General features: G+C 68.4%; 20 protein-coding genes. 9 read left to right on the top strand and 11 right to left on the bottom strand.

Annotated features, from left to right (window positions below):
• From AB4112_RS18465 to AB4112_RS18440, 6 genes are all read right to left on the bottom strand, one after another.
• Positions 1-559 (bottom strand): SDR family NAD(P)-dependent oxidoreductase (locus AB4112_RS18465; RefSeq protein WP_441721811.1); only part of this gene is annotated, 559 nt, incomplete at its 3' end.
• 46 nt (positions 560-605) lie between these two features.
• Positions 606-1,787, bottom strand: coding sequence for a DUF3734 domain-containing protein (locus tag AB4112_RS18460; RefSeq protein WP_441721808.1), 1,182 nt, complete (start codon positions 1,785-1,787; stop codon positions 606-608).
• 78 nt (positions 1,788-1,865) lie between these two features.
• Positions 1,866-2,603, bottom strand: a complete 738-nt coding sequence (locus AB4112_RS18455; RefSeq protein WP_441721805.1) for an acetoacetate decarboxylase — start codon at positions 2,601-2,603, stop codon at positions 1,866-1,868.
• Positions 2,604-3,000: 397 nt separating this feature from the next.
• Complete coding sequence (locus tag AB4112_RS18450) at positions 3,001-3,387, bottom strand: nuclear transport factor 2 family protein (protein WP_441721802.1); 387 nt, start codon at positions 3,385-3,387, stop codon at positions 3,001-3,003.
• On the bottom strand, positions 3,384-3,929 hold the full coding sequence (locus AB4112_RS18445) for a GNAT family N-acetyltransferase (protein ID WP_309794694.1): 546 nt from the start codon (positions 3,927-3,929) through the stop codon (positions 3,384-3,386). Before AB4112_RS18445 ends, AB4112_RS18450 begins: the two co-directional genes overlap by 4 nt.
• The gene (locus AB4112_RS18440) at positions 3,926-4,894 is read right to left on the bottom strand and encodes a GntR family transcriptional regulator (RefSeq protein WP_309794695.1); all 969 of its coding nucleotides are present in this window, start codon (positions 4,892-4,894) and stop codon (positions 3,926-3,928) included. Before AB4112_RS18440 ends, AB4112_RS18445 begins: the two co-directional genes overlap by 4 nt.
• Positions 4,895-5,037: 143 nt before the next feature.
• Between AB4112_RS18440 and AB4112_RS18435 the strand changes: the two genes are divergently transcribed.
• From AB4112_RS18435 to AB4112_RS18415, 5 genes are read left to right on the top strand one after another with little or no spacing between them, the layout of a single operon-like run.
• Positions 5,038-6,165: a C45 family autoproteolytic acyltransferase/hydolase gene (locus AB4112_RS18435; RefSeq protein ID WP_441721798.1), complete on the top strand. Its 1,128-nt coding sequence runs from the start codon at positions 5,038-5,040 to the stop codon at positions 6,163-6,165.
• Between the two features lie 42 nt (positions 6,166-6,207).
• Positions 6,208-7,764: an ABC transporter substrate-binding protein gene (locus tag AB4112_RS18430; protein WP_441721795.1), complete on the top strand. Its 1,557-nt coding sequence runs from the start codon at positions 6,208-6,210 to the stop codon at positions 7,762-7,764.
• A 25-nt stretch (positions 7,765-7,789) separates the two neighbouring features.
• Complete coding sequence (locus tag AB4112_RS18425) at positions 7,790-8,731, top strand: ABC transporter permease (protein WP_309794698.1); 942 nt, start codon at positions 7,790-7,792, stop codon at positions 8,729-8,731.
• Positions 8,728-9,585, top strand: a complete 858-nt coding sequence (locus AB4112_RS18420) for an ABC transporter permease (RefSeq protein WP_309794699.1) — start codon at positions 8,728-8,730, stop codon at positions 9,583-9,585. The genes AB4112_RS18425 and AB4112_RS18420 overlap by 4 nt, the downstream gene beginning before the upstream one ends.
• Positions 9,582-11,222 carry an ABC transporter ATP-binding protein gene (locus AB4112_RS18415; RefSeq protein WP_441721790.1) on the top strand — a complete coding sequence of 547 codons (1,641 nt, stop codon included), beginning with the start codon at positions 9,582-9,584 and terminating at the stop codon, positions 11,220-11,222. Before AB4112_RS18420 ends, AB4112_RS18415 begins: the two co-directional genes overlap by 4 nt.
• Positions 11,223-11,251: 29 nt before the next feature.
• Here AB4112_RS18415 and AB4112_RS18410 read toward each other — a convergent pair whose 3' ends face one another.
• A complete protein-coding gene (locus tag AB4112_RS18410; protein WP_441721787.1) occupies positions 11,252-11,959 on the bottom strand; it encodes a helix-turn-helix transcriptional regulator in 708 nt (235 codons plus the stop codon).
• A gap of 86 nt (positions 11,960-12,045) precedes the next feature.
• Here AB4112_RS18410 and AB4112_RS18405 point away from each other — a divergent pair, with 86 nt between their 5' ends.
• The gene (locus AB4112_RS18405) at positions 12,046-12,450 is read left to right on the top strand and encodes a VOC family protein (RefSeq protein ID WP_441721784.1); all 405 of its coding nucleotides are present in this window, start codon (positions 12,046-12,048) and stop codon (positions 12,448-12,450) included.
• Positions 12,451-12,543: 93 nt separating this feature from the next.
• Complete coding sequence (locus tag AB4112_RS18400) at positions 12,544-12,999, top strand: GFA family protein (protein WP_441721782.1); 456 nt, start codon at positions 12,544-12,546, stop codon at positions 12,997-12,999.
• Positions 13,000-13,178: 179 nt separating this feature from the next.
• On the opposite strand, the gene AB4112_RS18395 is transcribed toward AB4112_RS18400, so the two are convergent.
• Complete coding sequence (locus AB4112_RS18395; RefSeq protein WP_441721779.1) at positions 13,179-13,991, bottom strand: hypothetical protein; 813 nt, start codon at positions 13,989-13,991, stop codon at positions 13,179-13,181.
• 105 nt (positions 13,992-14,096) lie between these two features.
• Here AB4112_RS18395 and AB4112_RS18390 point away from each other — a divergent pair, with 105 nt between their 5' ends.
• Together AB4112_RS18390 and AB4112_RS18385 are read left to right on the top strand one after the other, a co-directional pair.
• Positions 14,097-14,672 carry a GNAT family N-acetyltransferase gene (locus AB4112_RS18390; RefSeq protein ID WP_441721776.1) on the top strand — a complete coding sequence of 192 codons (576 nt, stop codon included), beginning with the start codon at positions 14,097-14,099 and terminating at the stop codon, positions 14,670-14,672.
• Between the two features lie 91 nt (positions 14,673-14,763).
• Positions 14,764-15,363: a putative adhesin gene (locus AB4112_RS18385; protein ID WP_441721773.1), complete on the top strand. Its 600-nt coding sequence runs from the start codon at positions 14,764-14,766 to the stop codon at positions 15,361-15,363.
• A gap of 12 nt (positions 15,364-15,375) precedes the next feature.
• On the opposite strand, the gene AB4112_RS18380 is transcribed toward AB4112_RS18385, so the two are convergent.
• From AB4112_RS18380 to AB4112_RS18370, 3 genes are all read right to left on the bottom strand, one after another.
• On the bottom strand, positions 15,376-16,743 hold the full coding sequence (locus tag AB4112_RS18380; RefSeq protein ID WP_441721770.1) for a Gfo/Idh/MocA family protein: 1,368 nt from the start codon (positions 16,741-16,743) through the stop codon (positions 15,376-15,378).
• Positions 16,724-17,770, bottom strand: coding sequence for a sugar phosphate isomerase/epimerase family protein (locus AB4112_RS18375; protein ID WP_441721767.1), 1,047 nt, complete (start codon positions 17,768-17,770; stop codon positions 16,724-16,726). The genes AB4112_RS18380 and AB4112_RS18375 overlap by 20 nt, the downstream gene beginning before the upstream one ends.
• A 176-nt stretch (positions 17,771-17,946) precedes the next feature.
• Positions 17,947-18,888: an antibiotic biosynthesis monooxygenase gene (locus tag AB4112_RS18370; RefSeq protein WP_441721764.1), complete on the bottom strand. Its 942-nt coding sequence runs from the start codon at positions 18,886-18,888 to the stop codon at positions 17,947-17,949.
• Between the last annotated feature and the right edge of the window lie 2 nt (positions 18,889-18,890).

Genomic DNA, 18,890 nt, shown 5'->3' with positions numbered 1-18,890 from the left:
AGCCGGGGCAGACCGCGTTGCAGGTGATGCCGTTGCCGGCATTCTCCAGCCCCACCACCTTGGTCAGCCCGACCAGCCCGTGCTTGGCCGCGACATAGGCCGCCTTGTGGGTCGAGGCCACCAGGCCATGCGCCGAGGCGATGTTGATGATCCGGCCCCAGCCCTGCCGCTTCATCTCAGGGATCGCCGCGGCGATGCCGTGGAACGCCGCCGACAGGTTGATGGCGATGATCGCATCCCACTTCTCGGCCGGGAACTCCTCGACCGGGGCGGTGAACTGGATGCCGGCATTGTTCACCAGGATGTCGACCCGGCCGAGCTTCTTGACCGTCGCGGCGACCAGGCCGCGCACCGCGTCGCCCTTCGACATGTCGGCGCCGTCATAGACTGCGCGCACGCCATGCTCGCGCTCGATCCCGGCGCGGATCGCCTCGATCTCGCCGGCGTCGCCGAAGCCGTTCAGCACGATGTCGGCGCCCTGGCCCGACAGCACCTTGGCGATGCCCAGGCCGATGCCGCTGGTCGATCCGGTGACGATCGCAACCTTGCCCTTCAACATGGGTGATTTCCTTATCTAGAGGGGGACGAATGAAGACCGAGCGGGCCTACGCGCCACGATGGACGTCGTGGGTGACGACGCCGACCTCGGGTGCCGGGCGGTCCAGGCGGCGCGGGTCGGCCAGGGTGCGGCGGATGTCGTCCAGGCCGCTCTGCCAATGCTCGCGCATCGCGTCCAGCCCGAACTCGTAGTCCTTGGAATGGCCTTCGTACATCTTCGACTGGTAGATCAGGTGGACGATGTTGTAGGCGCGATGGCAGGCAAGGTCGGCGATGGCCTTGATCTCCGGGTCCTGCTTCGCCTCCTCCGGCAGCTTCTCCATCACCCGCTGCAGCGCCTGGCGCATCTTCTGCATCTGCATCATGTAGGTGGTGATGGCGCGGGTGCGGCTGGAATACTGGATGTCCTTCTGCCGGCTCGACACCTCCATCAGGTCGTCGGGCAGCCGGCCCTTGGCCGACCACAGGTCGACCTGGAAGGTCAGGGTGTCGCGCCGCGGCTCGGTCGACAGCACATAGGACAGGGGGGTGTTGGAGACCACGCCGCCGTCCCAATAGTGCTCGCCGTCGATCTCGATAGCGGGGAAGCCGGGCGGCAGGGCGCCCGACGCCATGAAATGCTCCGGCCCCAGCCGCCGCTCAGTCGTGTCGAAATAGGTGAAGTTGCCGCTGCGGACATTGACCGCGCCGACGCTGACCCGCATCTCGCCGGAGTTCAGCCGGTCGAAATCGATCAGCCGCTCCAGCGTGTCGCGCAGCGGCGCGGTGTCATAGAAGCTGGTGGCGGCGTCGCCGGCGAAGGGCGAGAGGTAGGGCGGCGGGAAGCGCGGTTTGAAGAAGCCGGGCTGGCCCTGGAACAGCGCCCGCATCGCCGCGGCGGCGTTGTGCGCCGGGCGGAGATCCATGGTGAAGGGCAGCGCCGCCTCGGCCAACCCACTGGTCTCGGGCCATTTCACCGGGGTGGCGCAGATGGTTTCCCACAGCTCACGCAGCCGGTCGACACGCTGGGATTCGGGCGACCCGGCGATGACGGCGGTGTTCAGTGCGCCGATCGAGATGCCGGCCAGCCAGGTCGGGCGGATGCCGGCCTCGTGCAGCCCCTCATAGACCCCGGCCTGGTAGGCGCCCAGCGCCCCGCCGCCCTGCAGCACCAGCGCCACCACGTCATATGCCGGTGGTTCGACCCGCCCGGGCGCCCTGTGGACCAACTTGCGGTTGACGCCTCGCATTCAATGCTCTCCCGAAGGCCGCTCGACCCAGGTCGATCGGCTTCATGCCCGGTGGTTGCAGAGGAATTCCGTCGCGGCTCAGGCCAGGTAGTCGTGCACCACGGTGCCGAGGCCGAGGGTCAAATCGGCGACCAGGTGCTTGGCCGACAGTACCTCCAGCACCGGCAGCTCGGCGATCGGCGCCAGCGCGTGCGGGTACAGATCGAGGGCGCCGGGGCCGGTCCAGGCGCCCTTCACGGTGATGTCCTCGAGATAGTATTTCACCAGCTCGCAGACCCGCGCGGTGCCGTCGACATGCGGGATGATCTTGAGCAGGAAGTTGGGCGCGCCCAGGCCCTTGGTCTCCGCCGCGAGGTCCAGGGTGCGGTGCTTGTAGCCCATGGTGCCGGTGGCGATGCGGATCGACCCGTAGTTCAGGGTGCCGACCAGCGTGTCGGTCTCCACCGCCAGGGTCGGCTGCGCCAGCTTCTTGGGGAAGCCCCACAGCTCGCGGCCGCCGGCGATCGGGGGGTGGTCGTTCAGGAACATCTGGTGGGTGTAGCCGCCGAGCTGGCCCTGGTAGCGCACCGGGATGACCTGGCCGCTTTCGGTGTAGTCGCCGAAGCCGGTCGAATCCGGCATGCGGATGAACTCGTAGTTCACCACCGGCTCGACGATCTCCAGCGGCTCCGGCACCACCCGGCGCAGCGCCTCGGGGTCGGTGCGGTAGCGGATGATGAAGTACTGGCGGTCGACGAAGCGGTACGGCCCGGGCGGGAAGGCCGGGCTGGTCAGCGGCATGGCGAAGGCGGTCTTCCGCACGGTCTCACGATCCATCGGCGTCTACTCGGCGAGAACGGCAATCGGATCGCCGCAACCGTGAATTGCGACGTCGTTGCCGGGGAAGGAAGGACCCGCCACTGTCCGCGGGGGCTGGAACAGTGGCGGGCTGCGAACATCAGCGGGGTCTGGGGGGAAGAACCGCTGTGCCGTGAAACCATAGCGGAACGAGCCCGCCCTGCTAATCGGACGCGCGAGTAGTACGGGCGATACCTAGGAATAGGTGGGGCGCGCTCGAACGCTATATTCGGACCAAGGCCGCACGCAGATTGTGTTCCACTGCAATCGGGATGTCTGCAGCGACGTCCGCCGTCGGAACGCCGGCGCCATGGCCGGATTTCCTTGCGAGACTGCCGAGACGATAGCGCGCTGCCTCTGGTTCGTGCGCAGGCCGTCAGGCGAGTGTGAGATAGATTTCGGCCTCGATCACCCAATCCGCGCCGGACTTGCGCCATTTGGCGGTGTAGCTGCCGGATGCGAGAGGCAGGCCGGTGGCGGTGACGCCTTGCCAGCGACCGTGCTCCAGGGCGATGGGTTCGATGGGCGAGACGAGAATGGTCTCAGGGGTACGGGTGTAGATCGTGCGCAAGGGCGCGGTGAATTCGCGCTCCCATGCCACGAGTTGGGCCTTGCGGCCGGAGATGACTGCGCTGTCCGTGCCGGTGATGAGGATGGCGTTCTGAGCAAGGAAAGGGCCGATGGCGTCGAGGTCCGCCTTGGCCAGGGCGCGATTGAAGGCGTCGCGGCGCTTGCGGATGGCGTGGTCGGGAGCAGCAGTCATTTTGCCTCGATCCCATCCGCCACCGGCCGCCGCATGAACAGGCGCGGCGCAACGTCGACGCCCTTGGTGGCGATCATGTGGCGGATCGCAGCCAGGCCGGGGCCGAGATCCCCGTCCGGGATCGGGACGAAGCCGAGCCTGGCGTAGTAGGGCGCGTTCCACGGCACGTCGCGGAAGGTCGACAGCGTCAGCGCTGGCAGGCCACGGTCGCGGGCAATGGCGTCGATCCGCGCGATCAGCGCCGCGCCCAGGCCGCGGCGGCCATGGTCGGGATCGACGTCCAGCTCCTCGATGTGCAGGGTGCCGTCGACCTCCCCGAACATGGCGAAGGCCACCGGCCGGTCCGCCGCATCGACGGTGACCAGCAACCGGCCGGCGCGCGCCCGCAGCAGCACCTCCCCCACCTCCGACGGGGCGGAGGCCGCGATCTCGGGCAGGCCGACGCTGCGGAACAGCATTCCTGCCGCCATCTCGATGGCACGCACGGCCTCGACCTCGTCCGGCCGCCCGGCGCGGATGCGGTAGGCCCCCTCCTCCGTCATGCGCTCAGCTCCGGCCTGGTCTTGCCGTCCATCGCATCGCCGGCATAGGTGCCCGCCGCCAGCGCCAGGTGGCGGTGCAGCAGCGCCGCCGCCCATTCGGTGTCGCCGGCGTCGAGCGCGGCCAGGATCGCCAGGTGCTCGCGGCAGGACTGCTCGACCCGGCCCTGCGGCAGCTGCACGAAATCGGCGTATTCCTGCATCCGGCGCAGGCTGTTCTGCTGCCGCACCGCCTGCAGGAAGAAGCGGTTGCCGGAGCAGGCGGCCAGCATCTCGTGGAAGGCGGTGTTGACCCGGAACCACTCCTCGGTGCCGACCCCGCCGGCCGCCCGCGCCAGGATGTCCTCATGCGCCCGGCGCAGCTGCTGAAGCCGGTCGCGGTCGAGCCGGAAGCCCGGCTGCCGCAGGGCTGCGCATTCCACCACCATGCGGAACTGGTAGCTCTCGGCCACCGCCTCGTCGGTCTCCAGCGAATCGACGAAGCGCCAGCCATGGCCGCGCTGGCGCTGCACCAGCCCTTCGGCGGCGAAGCGCATCAGCACCTTGCGCACCACGCCGCGCGAGACGCCGTAGCGCGGGATCAGCTCGGCCTCCGAAACCTCCTGCGGCAGGCGGCCATTGGCCCGGTCGGTCATGATCGCGGTGTAGACCGCCTCGCCCTCCGACCGTGGGATCAGCCGCGACATCTCGGCGTCGCCGGGCAGCCGCAGCACCACGAAGCCCCGGCCGGCCCCGGCCTCCAGCACCGCCTGGGCCACCAGCAGGTCGAGCGCGCCGCGGATCGGCGAGCGCGACACGCCCAGCGTCCGGGCCAGCGCCTGCTCCGAAATCCGCATGCCCGGCACCCAGGCCTCGTCGCGCATGCGCTCAACGATCTGCCGCGCCAGTTCCAATTGCAGCGGGCTCGCCCGCTCCGCCGCTTCTGCCGCTGCTGCCACGCTGTGCTCCACCCTGACGTCCCTCTTCATGATAGCGATCGCGCAGCGCGGGGAAAGGGCGTGCGCCGAGCACGCAAAAATCTTTCAACTTTGCATCGCCTGCAAAAAATCTGTTCTTCATGAAACTGAAATGCAATAGCGTGTGAAGCTCCGGAGACAACGGATCCCTGATCATGACGACGCCCTTTCCCTTCGTCGACGTCCACGGCACGCCGCGCGAACGCGGCCGGCAGTATGGCGCGGCGGCCGCCGACCGCACCCGCAAGAGCGTCGAGGTCTATGCCCGGCAGCTGCGCGACCTGGGCTATGACTGGCCGGAGATCCGCGGCTTCGTCACCGATTTCCTGCCCAAGATGGAGGAATTCGCGCCCGAGCTGGTCGAGGAGATGCGCGGCATCGCCGAGGGCGCCACTGTCGATTTCGAGGCGGTGGCCCTGATCAACTGCCGCACCGAGGTGATGCAGCTGGCCCATCGCCGCAAGGGCGTGGTCGAGGACGACCCGGACGGCTGCACCGGGGCCGTGATCATGGGCCCGGCCAGCGCCGACGGCAGCGTCATCCACGGCCAGAACTGGGACTGGCGGGCGGAATGCGCGGACACCGCGATCGTGCTGCGGGTGCGGCGCGAGGACGGCCCCGACGTGCTGACCTTCACCGAGGCCGGCGGCCTGGCCCGCAACGGCATGAACTCGGTCGGCACCGCGATCACCGCCAACTACCTGGAATCCGACCGCGACTACAAGCTGGGGGTCGGCATCCCGCTGCCGCTGATCCGGCGCAAGGCGCTGGAGCTGGAGCATTTCGCGCTGTCGCTGCGAACCATCGCGATTACGCCGAAATCGGCGTCGAACAACATGATCCTGAGCAACGCCGGCGGCTTCGCCATCAACTTCGAATGCGCGCCGGACGAGACCTTCCCGCTGTATCCCGAGGACGGCCTGCTGGTCCACGCCAACCACTGGATGAGCCCGGTGGCGCTGGGCAAGCTGCGCGAGGCCGGCACCCCGAGCACGCCCGAGAGCTTCTACCGCGACTGGCGGGTCAAGCAGATCCTGAAAGCCAGGCACGGCAAGCTGACCGCCGAGGACATGAAGGCCGCCTTCTTCGACGATTTCGGCACCCCCTATGCCGTGTGCCGGCCGCCGCGCCCGTCGCAGCACGGCAACCTGTCGGCCACCGTCGCCATGGTGATCATGCGGCCGGCCGAGGGCATCATGGAGGTGGCGCCGCTGCCAGCGCTGAACCGCACCTTCACCACCTATTCGCTCGACCTCTCCAGCCGGACCAAAAACGCGGCCTGAACGCGGTCCGGCTTCCTGCATCGCCTCACACAGGGGGCTTCCATGACCAGACTTTCCGTTCTTGCGTTCGCGGCGGCGCTTGGGCTGGCCGTTCCAGCCCTGGCGGCGGCGCCGTCCGACACCATCCGCGTGGCGCTGAACGGCGACCTGCGCAGCACCGACCCCGGCACCAAGCGCGACGACAACACCGATGCGGTGATCCTGCATGTGGTGGAAGGCCTGGTGGCCTATCGCGAGGACGCCTCGGTCGGGCCGATGCTGGCCGACAAGATCGCCGTCTCCGATGACGGCAAGACCTACACCTTCACGCTGCGCGACGGCGTCAAGTTCCACAACGGCGCGCCGATGACCTCGGCCGAGGTGGTGTGGAGCTGGAAGCGCTGGCTCGACCCCAAGACCGAATGGCGCTGCCTGCCGGAATTCGACGGCCGCGGCCGGATCAAGATCGAGGCGATCGACGCGCCCGACCCGAAGACCGTGGTGTTTCACCTCAACGCCCCCAGCGCGCTGTTCCTGACCACCATGGCCCGGACCGACTGCGCCGAGGGCGCGATCATCCATCCGGATTCGCTGGCGGCCGACGGCAGCTGGAAGGCGCCGATCGGCACCGGCCCGTACCTCTTGGAGAAGTGGGAGCCGGGACAGTACGTCCAGCTCAAGCGCTTCGCCGACTACGCCTCGCGCGGCGGCGACCGCGACGGCTACACCGGCGGCAAGCAGGCGGTGGCTGAGACCGTGCGCTTCAACATCATCGGCGACCCCGCGGCGGCCAAGACCGCCCTCCTGTCCGGCGACATCGACCTGGTGCCGGATGTCGACATCGCCGACAAGCTGGAGCTCGACGGCCAGAAGGGCGTGCGCACCCAGCTGGCGCAGACCCTGTCGATGAGCGCGATCCTGCTGCAGACGCGCGACCCGCTGCTGAAGGATGTCCGCATCCGCAAGGCGCTGGCGCTGGCGATCGACACCAAGCAGATCACCGAGGCGGTGACCCAGGGCACCTCGCCGCCCAACGCCTCGGTGGTGCCGTCGGCCAGCCCCTACTACACCGACGCCGAGCGCCAGGGCTACACCGCCAATGTCGACGAGGCGAAGGCGCTGCTGGCCCAGGCCGGCTACACCGGCCAGCCGATCAAGATGCTGGTCAACCGCAAGTACAAGAGCGTCTACGACACCGCCATCCTGGCCCAGGCGCTGGCGCAGCAGGCCGGCATCAACATCGAGCTGGAGGTGCTGGACTGGGGCGCGCAGCTGGACCGCTACACCAGCGGCCAATACCAGACCATGTCGTTCAGCTATTCCGCCCGGATGGACCCGGCGCTGAGCTACGAGATGGTGTCGGGCCCGAAGGACACCCAGCCGCGCAAGGTGTGGGAGAACCCGGAGGCGCTGAAGCTGATCCAGGAGGCGATGGTGACCGGCGACCCGAAGCAGCGCCAGGACATCTTCGACAAGCTGCACGCGATGCAGATCGCGGACGTGCCGCTGATCGTGACCTACAATGGCGCGGAGATCGCCGCGATCTCCGACCGGATCGAGGGCTATTCGCCCTGGACCGCGTCGAAGCCGCGGCTGTGGAACGTGACGATCAAGAACTGATCCTGCGGTCGGGAAAGGCTCGCCGATGGTTCGCTTCCTGCTCCAACGCCTGGGCATGGCGGTGCCCACCCTGCTGATCGTGGCCGTCATCGTGTTCGGGATGATCCGCCTGATCCCGGGCGACCCGGTGACGCTGATGCTGGGCGACATGGCCGACCCCTCCAGCGTCGCCGACCTCCGGCGCTCGCTGGGGCTCGACCAGCCGATCCCGCTGCAGTTCGTGTACTGGCTGGGCCAGGCGCTGTCGGGCGATTTCGGCCACTCCATCAGCACCGGCCAGGCCGTGCTGCCGCTGATTCTGGACCGCTTCGCGGTCAGCGCCACCATCGTGCTGGTGGCGGTCGGGCTGGCCAGCCTGGTGGCGGTGCCGGCCGGCATGATCGCGGCCTGGCGGCAGGACAGCGCGCTCGACCTCGCGGTCGTCGCCAGCGCCACCTTCCTGCTGTCGATCCCCAGCTTCTGGCTGGGCCTGCTGATGCTGCTGCTGTTCGGGCTGAAGCTGCAGTGGCTGCCGGTGATCGGGTACACCCCGTTCGGCGAGGATGCCGGCGCGGCGCTCCTGTACATGATCATGCCGGTGGCGACGCTGGTGCTGATCGAGACCGGCGTCGTTGTCCGCATGGCCCGGGCCAGCACCATCGAGGTGATGCGGCTGGAATACATCACCCACGCCCGGGCCAAGGGCCTGTCGGAAAGTGCTGTGCTGTGGCGCCACGCCTTCCGCAACGCCTTCGCCCCGACCTGGACCCTGATCGGCCTGATCCTGGGCAACCTCCTGGGCGGCATCGCCGTGGTCGAGACCGTGTTCACCATCCCCGGCCTCGGGCGGCTGCTGGTCGATTCGATCTACGCCCGCGACTATCCGGTGGTGCAGGGCTGCCTGCTGTTCGTGGCCGGCATCTATGTCCTGGTGAACCTGTTCGTCGACCTCCTCTACCCCCTGTTCGACCCGCGGGTGACGGCATGACGGCACAGGCTGAGACCCCCGCCCCGGCCGCCATCGCCCGGCGGCGCCGGCTGCGCGCCAATGCGACGATCGGCGGGCTGATCATCGGCACCCTGATCACCGTCGCCCTGCTCGGCGCGGTGTGGACGCCGTACGACCCGCTGAAGATCGACATCCTGCAGCGCTTCAAGCCGCCCACGGCGGCGCATTGGCTGGGCACCGACGAGTTCGGCCGCGACGTGCTGAGCCGGGCGATGAGCGGCGCCGCCACCAGCAGCTGGATCAGCCTCCTGACCGTCACCACCGCGGTCACCGGCGGCACCCTGGTCGGGGTGCTGACCGGGTATCTCCGCGGCTGGGCCGACCGGGTCATCATGATGTTCAACGACGCGCTGCTGGCCTTCCCCGGCATCCTGCTGGCGCTGGGCATCATGACCATCCTGGGCGCGAACAAGTACGGCATCATCCTGGCCCTGGGGCTTGCGTACATGCCCTCGGTGGTGCGGGTGGTGCGCGGCACGGTGCTGTCGATCCGCGGCAGAGAGTACGTCGAGGCGTCGCAGGTGATGGGCAATTCCGAGCTGTTCACCATGGCCCGGCACGTGCTGCCCAACTGCATCGCGCCGCTGACCGTGCTGGCCACCAGCATGTTCGGCTGGGTGCTGCTGTCGGAGAGCGCGCTGAGCTTCCTGGGCCTCGGCGTGCCGCCGCCGGCCGCCACCTGGGGCAACATGCTGGCCGCCGCCCGGCCGTACATCGCCACCGCGCCGTGGCTGGGCATCTTCCCCGGCCTGTGCATCTCGGTGACGCTGCTGGGCATCAACCTGTTCGGCGACGCCATCCGCGACCGTCTCGACCCGAGGATGCTGCGATGAGCCCCCTGCTCTCGGTAGAGCACCTGACCATCCAGGCCGGCGACGGCGGCCCGCTGGTGGTCGACGACCTCAGCTTCGCCCTGCCGGCCGGCGAGATGCTGGCGCTGGTCGGCGAATCCGGCAGCGGCAAGACCATGGCGGCCCGTGCCGTGCTGGACCTGCTGCCGCCGCCGATGCGGCGGGTCGGAGGCCACATCCGCTTCGACGGCCAGGACCTGGCGGCGCTGCCGCCCAAGGGCCTGCGCCGCATCCGCGGCGCCCGCATCGGCATGGTGTTCCAGGAGCCGATGGTGTCGCTGAACCCGGCGATGCCGATCGGCCGGCAGATGGCCGAGGCGCTGAAGCTGCATCTGCGCCTGGACGATGCCGAGATCCGCCGCCGCAGCCTGGCGATGCTGGAGCGGATCCAGATCGCCGACCCCGAACGCTGCCTGGCCGCCTATCCCCATGAGTTCTCCGGCGGCATGCGCCAGCGCATCATGCTGGCCTCGGTGATGCTGACCAAGCCGGCGCTCTTGATCGCCGACGAGCCGACCACCGCGCTGGACACGCTGGTGCAGCGCGAGGTGCTGGACCTGATGGTCGAGCTGACGCGCGAGAACGGCACCGCGGTGCTGATGATCAGCCACGACCTGGCGATGGTCGCCCGCTACGCCCGCCATGTCGTGGTGCTGCAGCGCGGCCGCGCGGTCGATGGCGGCCCGACCGAGCAGGTGCTGCTGCACCCGCGCGACGACTACACCCGCCGGCTGCTCGACGCCCTGCCCAAGCGCGGCGCGGCCCGCCCGCCGGTGGACCGGACGGTGCCGCTGCTGGCGGTGGAGAACGTCACCATCGACCATGCCGGGCGACAGCGCCTGTTCTCGCGCAGCGCGGCGAAGCGGGCGGTGGACGGGGTCAGCCTGGCGATCCATCCCGGCGAGACCCTGGCGCTGGTCGGCGGCAGCGGCAGCGGCAAGACCACGCTGGGCCGCGCCATCATCGGGCTGAAGCAGCCCTCCGGCGGCCGCATCCTGTTCCGCGGCCAGGAGGTGCATGGCGGGCGCGGCCCCGGGGCGCGGGACCACCGGCTGAACTGCCAGATGATCTTCCAGGACCCCTACTCCTCGCTCGACCCGCGGATGAAGATCGGCGCCATCGTGGCCGAGCCGCTGCGGCTGGCGCCGGAGATGAGCGCGAGGCAGAAGGCCGACCGGCTGGCCGAGACCCTGGCCGATTGCGGGCTGTCGCCGGAGCATGCCGGCCGCTACGCGCACCAGCTGTCGGGCGGCCAGCGCCAGCGCGTGGCGATCGCCCGGGCGATCATCCGCCGCCCGGCGCTGGTGATCGCCGACGAGCCGGTCTCGGCGCTGGACATGACGGTGCAGAAGCAGATCCTGGAGCTGTTCCGGTCGCTGCAGGAGCGCTACGGCTTCGCCTGCCTGTTCGTGTCGCACGACCTCGGCGCGGTCGAGCAGGTGGCCGACCGGGTGGCGGTGATGCAGTCGGGCAAGATCGTCGAGACCGGGCCGCGCGACACGGTGTTCGACCACCCGCAGCACGACTACACCCGCGAGCTGCTGGCCGCGGCCCCGTCGCTGCACCGCCTGGACGGCGGCGGCTTCGAGCTGAAGGGCCGGCGCATCGCGGCGGCGTGAGGGCGGGGCGGCGGGTTGACGACCCTTCGTCACCGCCCATGCCTGTTCGGCAGTTGCTCCTCCCGCCATGTCTGCCACCGGCGGCGCAGTTCACCGGCGCGCAGGCCAATGGGGATATCGGATACGCTGGCCGCGAGCATGCGGTCGGTGCGGAAATGCCGGAAATCCTGCCTGAGCTCGCACCAGGCCACGAGCAGGCGGTTGGTCTCGGCATAGCCGAGGATCACCGGCCATACCGTCCGGTCGGTGATCTCCCCGGCCTCGGTCCGGTATTGCAGCTCGAGCTTGCGGCCTGCACGGATCGCCCGTCGGAGATCGGCGATGTCGATGGTTTCGGCCGGCGGGGGCAACACCGGCCTGACGCCCATGCTCGGCTCGACGATGAAGGGCCGCAAAGTCTCTGGAATGACGGAGGCGATCTTCGCGACGACATCCCGCGCCGCATTTGCGATGAGAGCATCGGAATGTCCGGCAACCCATTGCGCGCCCAACATGACGGCCTCGATCTCGTCGGGCGTCAGCATGAGCGGCGGCATGTCGAAATCCGGATCCAACCGGTAGCCGAACCCGGCCTCACCGGAAATCGGAACCCTCTGGCCGATCAGGTCGCCGATATCGCGGTAGACGGTACGCTTCGAAACCTCGAGCTCTTCCGCAATCGCCGCCGCGGTGATCGGCGACCTCGTCCGACGCAGGATCTGGACAATCTGAAAGAGGCGATCGGCTCGACGCACCATGCTGACTCCTGCTGCCATGATGGTGGCAACAGGGCTGTGCGACAAGATCCCGGCGGCCGGCGAGGTCGCTGAAACAAGGGTCTCCCATGAAATTCGCATCGGTCAGGATCATTGCCGCCGACATCGGCTCGATGGTTGCCTTCTACGAGATGGTCACGGGGCTCAAAGCGCAATGGCTTGCGCCGGTTTTTGCCGAGATCGTGATGCCCGGCGCCACCTTGGCCATCGGGGCCGTCGAGACCGTCGCGCTGTGGAAGGAAGGCAGCGCCGCACCGGCAGCCAATCGCAGCCTTTTCATCGAATTGCAGGTCGAGGACATCCAGTCCGAATATTCTCGCCTGAAGGACAATGTCACCCTTGTGCATGACCTGAAGACCATGCCGTGGGGCAATACGACGTTTCAGTTCCGAGACCCGGAGGGCAACGCCGTCTCTCTCTACATGCCGACATCCGAGGCTGCGAAACGCCGCTTCGCTTCGCGGTCGGCATAGCGGCGAGACAGGCCTTGCCGCCGGGACGCATTCCCATCCCCGTCCCGATCCCGCATTCTCGCCGCCGCGCGGATGACGCTCGGGGAGGAAGATGTGATCGAAGGAGGGTGCCGCTGCGGCGCCGTGCGGTGGCGGCTCGACGCCGACCGCCTGCCCCTGACCTATGCCTGCCACTGCCTGGACTGCCAGACCTGGAGCGGCAGCGCCTTCAGCCAGCAGGCCATCGTGGCGCAGGATCGGTTTGAAGGCACCGGCCCGGTCGGCCAGTTCGACCTGCCCAGCGCCGACGGCCTGCGGATCTCGCACCAGATGGCCTGCCCCATCTGCTTCACCCGGGTCTGGAACACCAACAGTTCGCGCCCCGGCCGGGTTGTGATCCGCGCCGGCAGCTTCGACAACAGCCATCGCCTGACCCTGGCCGCCCATATGTGGACGAGCCGCAAGCAGCCGTGGCTGAAGCTCGAGCCGGCGGTCCCCGCCTGGCCGGAGGGTCCACCGCGGGCGGATGAATTCTATCGGCTGATCGGCGCGCCGGTGATGGGGGGTTGAGACAGGAAGCTGGGCAGCTTCTCGGCGCCAGCCTTCGCGTTGCGTCTCCCGCCGTCCCCCTTCCCGTCATTGCGAGCGCAGCGAAGCAATCCATCGGGCCGTTCATGCGGGACCATGGATTGCTTCGTCGGCTTCGCCTCCTCGCAATGACGAGGGAGGGGGCGGGAGAGGCGACGCCCCTACCCCGTATCCGGCGCCTCGGCCTGGCGGGCGGGGGTGGCGGGGGGCGCCTCCGGTTCGGGGATGAAGCCTTCCTCCTCCAACATCTCATCCGCCAGCTCGAGCCAGCGATCGGCTTCCGGCGGCAGGCCAAGCTCCCGGCACAGCCGGGCCACCGCCTCCGGCGCCGGGCTGCGCTCGATCATCTCCGCCACCTCCGGCTGCTCCAGCCGCTGGCAGGCCCTGGCATGGAGGCGGTCGCTCTCCTCGCTCCCGCTGCCGTCATCGGCCGCCGAGACGACGGCCAGCTTCACCCGCTCGTGGTGCCACGCCCACCGCGGCACCACGGTCGGCCGGGCTTTCGGCATCGGGCAGCGCTCGACCCGCTCCACCACCTCCGGACGCTCCAGCCGCTCGTGCCGTTCCGGCCGCTCGACGGTCTCGGCGCGGAGGCAGCTGGCCGCCTCGCTCTCGGTCCTTTCGACAGCCGCCTCGACAGCCACTGAGGCGACACCCAACGTCGCGTTCTTCTCGTGCCAGTTGGCCATTGGCGATGCCGCAGGCCTGGCCTTCGCCAGTGCCGCCGCACGCTCCTCCGGCGGCCGGGCCATCTCCTCCTCCAGCAGCAGGGTCAGCCGCAGCGAGCGGGTGGCGACGGCGATGCGCTGGCAATAGTCGATGCCGGACTGAGGCTTTTGCACCGCCTCGTCGCGGGTCGCCTCCATCACCTCCATCTGGATCTCGGCCGCACGGGCCAGCAGCCGCAGATGCCGCGCCGCCCGATCCTCCTGGGGAGCGGCCTCCTGCGTCCGGGCGGTCTGCGGCTTGTCCATGGAACATATCATGAACTAGGATCGCGAATTAAAGATAGTGCACATTGTGTGACCCGGCGTGTTCACCGAATGGCAACCGAGGGGGCGGTCTTGGCAGGCTTTTGCGTGAAACCTCTGGACGAGAGCACCTGGCCGGCCTTCGCCGACCTGGTCGAACGGCACAACGGCGTGTGGGGCGGCTGCTGGTGCCTGAACTTCCACCCGGAGGGCGCCAGGCGGGCGGAGAGCGTCGCGGAGCGGCGGGAGATGAAGCAGCGCCGGGTGCGGGACGGCCAGGCCCACGCCGCCCTGGTGTTCGACGGCCCGGCCTGCGTCGGCTGGTGCCAGTTCGGGTCGCCCGAGGAGCTGACCAACATCAAGCACAAGAAGGCCTATCGCGAAGGCTTCACCGCCCTGCCGGACTGGCGGATCACCTGCTTCTTCGTCGCCAAAACCCATCGCGGCCGGGGGGTCGCGGCTGCGGCGCTGGAGGGCGCGCTGCGGGAGATCGCCCACCTCGGCGGCGGCACGGTCGAAAGCTATCCGGAGGATGCGGCGGGCCGGTCGGTCTCGTCGTCCTTCCTGCACAATGCGACGCTGTCGCTGTTCGAACGCCAGGGCTTCGAGCGGGTGCGCCGCCTGGGCAAGGATCGCTGGCTGGTCACCCGGGTGCTGGCGCCGACGGCCGCCGGGCCGGCGTGAATTACGACCGTAATCGGAAAGACATCGATCGCAATCATCCGGTCATCGGCGCCGCCATAGATGGGTCTCCCTCTTGCTGGAAGGCGACGCGATGACCGATGACGCGGTGGCGAAGGTCGAGATCGGGAAGTATCTCTATGTCTGGAAAAAGGGAGCGAATTCGCCGGCGGCCCCGACGGCCCTGATCACCGCGCATGGCATGGGCACCCTGATCAACCCGAAGAAGCCGATGAAGCGCAAGGGCGCCGCGACAGTGCCCAACCTCCACTTCTTCGTGCCCCATGGCCATGTCGTGAACGACCTGGGCCTGAGCAGCTTCATCGACCGGACCGTGAACCAGACCCTGACGCCGGAAAACTGCCCGGAATATCTGCTCACCAAATACACGAACACGGATTACGAGAGCAAACTGTCCTTCTGGCGCAAGCACAACGGCAAGAACGAGAACTATCACACGGTCAGCTATTCCCGCGGCCTGGTCGATTACGACATCATCACCATCCGGTCCCGGTTCGACTTCAAGGGCCAGGTCGGCGTCCCGCTGTCCGAGATCCTGGATGAGCTGGAGACGGCGAACCACCGGTACACGGACATCTATTGCGCCTTCTGCCGCGGCAGCAAGCCGGACCCGACGGCGGAGGCGACCGGGACGATCCCCGCCGGGGCTGCCGGCGGCGCCGCCACTCCGTGACGAAGCGGTGCCCTAAGACGGCGCCCGCCGGGCTTTCTTTCCCTTCGCACTCGACTTGGCTGACACAGCGCTCTCCACCTTTGCCGCAGGCTTGGCAGCATTCGCGGGCGCCGCCTTGGCCTTGTTGCCCAGCGCCTTGGAGGATCCCGCCTTAGGGGCAGCGGCGGGCTTTGACCCCTTGGCCTTCTGCGCCTTGGCTGGCCGGGGCGCCTCGACATCGACCCATTTGCCGGTTCTGCCCGAAGCAATGATCGCGTCGCAAACGACCGTCGTCTCCAGCGCGTCGCGGAAGGTCGGCGCGGCCGGCTTGCCATCGGCAAGGCCCTGCAGGAAATCGGCGACCTGGTGCACGAAGGAATGCTCGTAGCCGATGATGAGCCCCGGCACCCACCATTTGCCGAGATAGGGGTGCTCGCCGTCCGTGACCAGGATGGAGGTCCAGCCGCGGAGGGCGCCGGGTGTGCGATGATCGAACCAGGCGAGACGGTTGAGATCGTGCAGATCCCAGGCGAAGGAGCCCTTCTCGCCGTTGATTTCCAGCGTATAGGCCGCCTTGTGCCCGCGCGCGTAGCGGGTGGATTCGAAGGTGCCGAGCGAGCCGTTCGAAAAATGGCTCAGCACCGCCGCGGCATCGTCGATGCCGACCTGCCGCACCTTGCCGGTCAGCGCATGCTTGCGCTGCTTGACGAAGGTTTCGGTCATGGCGGTCAGGTTCCTGATCGAACCGTTGATCCAGATCGCCGTATCGATGCAGTGCGCGAGCAGGTCGCCGGTCACGCCCGAACCGGCCGCGTCGACATCGAGCCGCCATGTCCCGGCGCCGCCCTGCGGCACGTCGGGTGAGATGGTCCAGTCCTGCAGGAATTTCGCGCGGTAGTGATAGATCTTGCCGAGCAGGCCCTGGTCGACCATCTGCTTGATCAGGCTCACCGCCGGCACGCGGCGATAATTGTACCAGACCATGTTCGGCACGCCGGCCTTCTCGACCGCCTGCACCATCGGCAGGCCTTCGGCGGCGCTGCGGGCCAGCGGCTTCTCGCAGGTCACCATCTTGCCGGCCTTGGCCGCCGCGATCGCGATCTCGGCATGGCTGTCGTTCGGCGTGCAGATATCGATCACATCGATATCCCTACGCTCGATCAGCTTGCGCCAGTCGCTCTCGACCCCCTCATAGCCCCACATCTGCGCGAAGGCCCTGGCCTTCTCGCCATTGCGGGCCGCGACGGCCTTCAGGACCGGCCGATAGCCGGTGTCGAAGAAATGCGAGACGTTGCCCCAGGCATTGGAATGGGCCCGCGCCATGAAGCCGTAGCCGACCATGCCGACATTGAGTGTCTTGGCCATCATTGTCCCCCCTTTTTCAGTCTTCGCGCCAACCATGGGCTTCGCGCACCTTGATCATGGCGCCGAGCACGGCATTCCAGGTCTTCTGATCCTCCATCACCGCGTTCGGGAACATGCAGCCGTCCCAGCAGATATGGCGCATGCGCCTGGTTAGGGTCCCGTCGCCGTCGCGCAGCCAATAGCCGGCATGCCTGGTGATATCGAGCTTGCCGTTCGGGTCCGTGACCTGGCAGTGGCGGCCGGTCTTCTCATGGTCGCCCGAGCCGAACACGGTGCCGTCATTCTGCGCGACGTGGAAATCCATCGTCCAGGGCCGGAGCGCATCGGCGACCGTCCGGTAGGCGGCGTCGAGCGTCGCCTGATCGGACCAGTCGAAATCCTTGGGCAGGATGCGGTCCTGCTCGGCGTTATAGCCCAGGGTGTAGAGCATCGAATGCGCCATGTCGGCCTGGAAGCCGACCACGCCCGGGCGATCGACGAGCTCGAGCAGCTTCACCATTTCCCGCCAGGAATGCATGCCGCCCCAGCAGATCTCGCCCTCGGCGACGAGGAATTCGCCATGAGCTTCGGCGATGTCGGCCGCTTCCGAGAAGGTCCGGGCGATCAACCGGGTATTGCCTTCCGGATCCCGGTCCCAGGCCTCGACGCCCACGGAGGAGTCGATCCGGATTCCGCCGGTGGGGCGGATGCCGAGCTCGCGCATCTGCCGACCGATGGCGCAGGCTTTCCGGACCTGCTCGACGAAGCGCTTGCGGTCGTCGGCCGAGCCCATGGCCGATCCGCCGCCGGCACCACCCCAGATCGGCGCGACGAAGGAGCCCACCTTCAGCCCGTAGCCGGCGATATGGTCGGCCATCCGCTTGACCGCATCCTGATCGCTGTCGATCGACACATGCGGGTCGGTGATGAAGAGGTCGATTCCGTCGAACCTGACGCCGTCGACCTCGGCGTCGGCGGTCAGGCGCAGCAGCGTGTCGAGCGGAATGATGGGCTCGGAAGCGCCGCCCTTGCCGACGATTCCCGGCCAGGCGGCATTGTGCAGTTTCGGAAAATTGTTGGCCATCGGATCCTCCCAGATCTGAAGTCGTGCAGGCATTCTTTGACTGCCGGTTTGCCCGGTCAGCGTCTCAATCCTCTCCAGGCCGCTTCGGCCGCGCCATCGACGAGCTCGCAGCCAACGGGGCCGACGCAGGGACCATACTCACCACATCAGACGGCGCATGCACCATGTCGGGGATTCTAGAACTGCGAAAATGCCAGCAGGCAGATGGCATAGATCCCGACCATGAGGCCCGCACCCACCGCGTCGCGGCGCCAGCCCCTCCGCTCGCCGGGGGTCAGCCACCAGGCGAGCAGCCGGCCGATCCAAGGCACCAGCCGTGCCAGCAGCAGGACGCTGACGACGTTGCCGATGAACAGCGCGAACCAGAAGGGCAGCCCTTCGTACTGCATCAGGATCGGTGTCTGCACCATGGCGCCGAACAGGAAGACGACCGGGTAGAGCAGCGCGATCACCACCATGTTCTGCTTCCACGCCGACGGCGCCTGACGGGTGCCGTTTCCCGCGAACCAGGAGTCGAAGCCGGTCCGCACGATGCGGGTGTGGAACGTTTCGGTGAAGGCCGTGGACTGGTTGAGCAGCGCATGCCGTTCCGGCGACTCCAGCCAGGCCTGCAGCGAGCCCTCGCTGTCGAAGCGCAGGACGGCCAGCCAGTCGTCCTGCACGCCTGGCACCGGCGGCTCGAACCGATAGCCCTGGAAGCCGGGCGCGCGGGCCTGTGCGGCGGCGATGCGCTGCTCCCAGCGCCGGAAGGCCGCCTCCTGCCCCGGCCTCACCCGGGTGGCGATCACGGCGGAGGCCGGGGCGGGCAGCGCCCCGCGGACGCCGTCGCGCACCAGGTGCACGTCGTCCAGCCCGGCCAGCAGGCCCTGGGCCTCGGCCACCAGGGCCTGGCGGCGCTCCGAACGCAGCCAGGCCACTGCGCCCGACTGCGTGCCGAAGCGCTGCAGGATCACCCAGTCCGGCTGGGCCGGCGGGTTGGGCGGCATCACCGACTGCTCAAGGAAGCCCGGCTGCTCGGCGACCGCGGCGCTGATGCGGGCCTGCCATCGCCCGAAGGCGTCCTCCTGCCCCGGCCGGGTGCGGGTCTGGACGATGACGGTGACCGGGTCCTCGATCATGG

It is taken from the genome of Inquilinus sp. 2KB_23 (genome assembly GCF_052115705.1).
GTDB lineage: Bacteria > Pseudomonadota > Alphaproteobacteria > DSM-16000 > Inquilinaceae > Inquilinus > Inquilinus ginsengisoli_A.
This window is presented reverse-complemented; position numbering and strand designations above follow the sequence as displayed.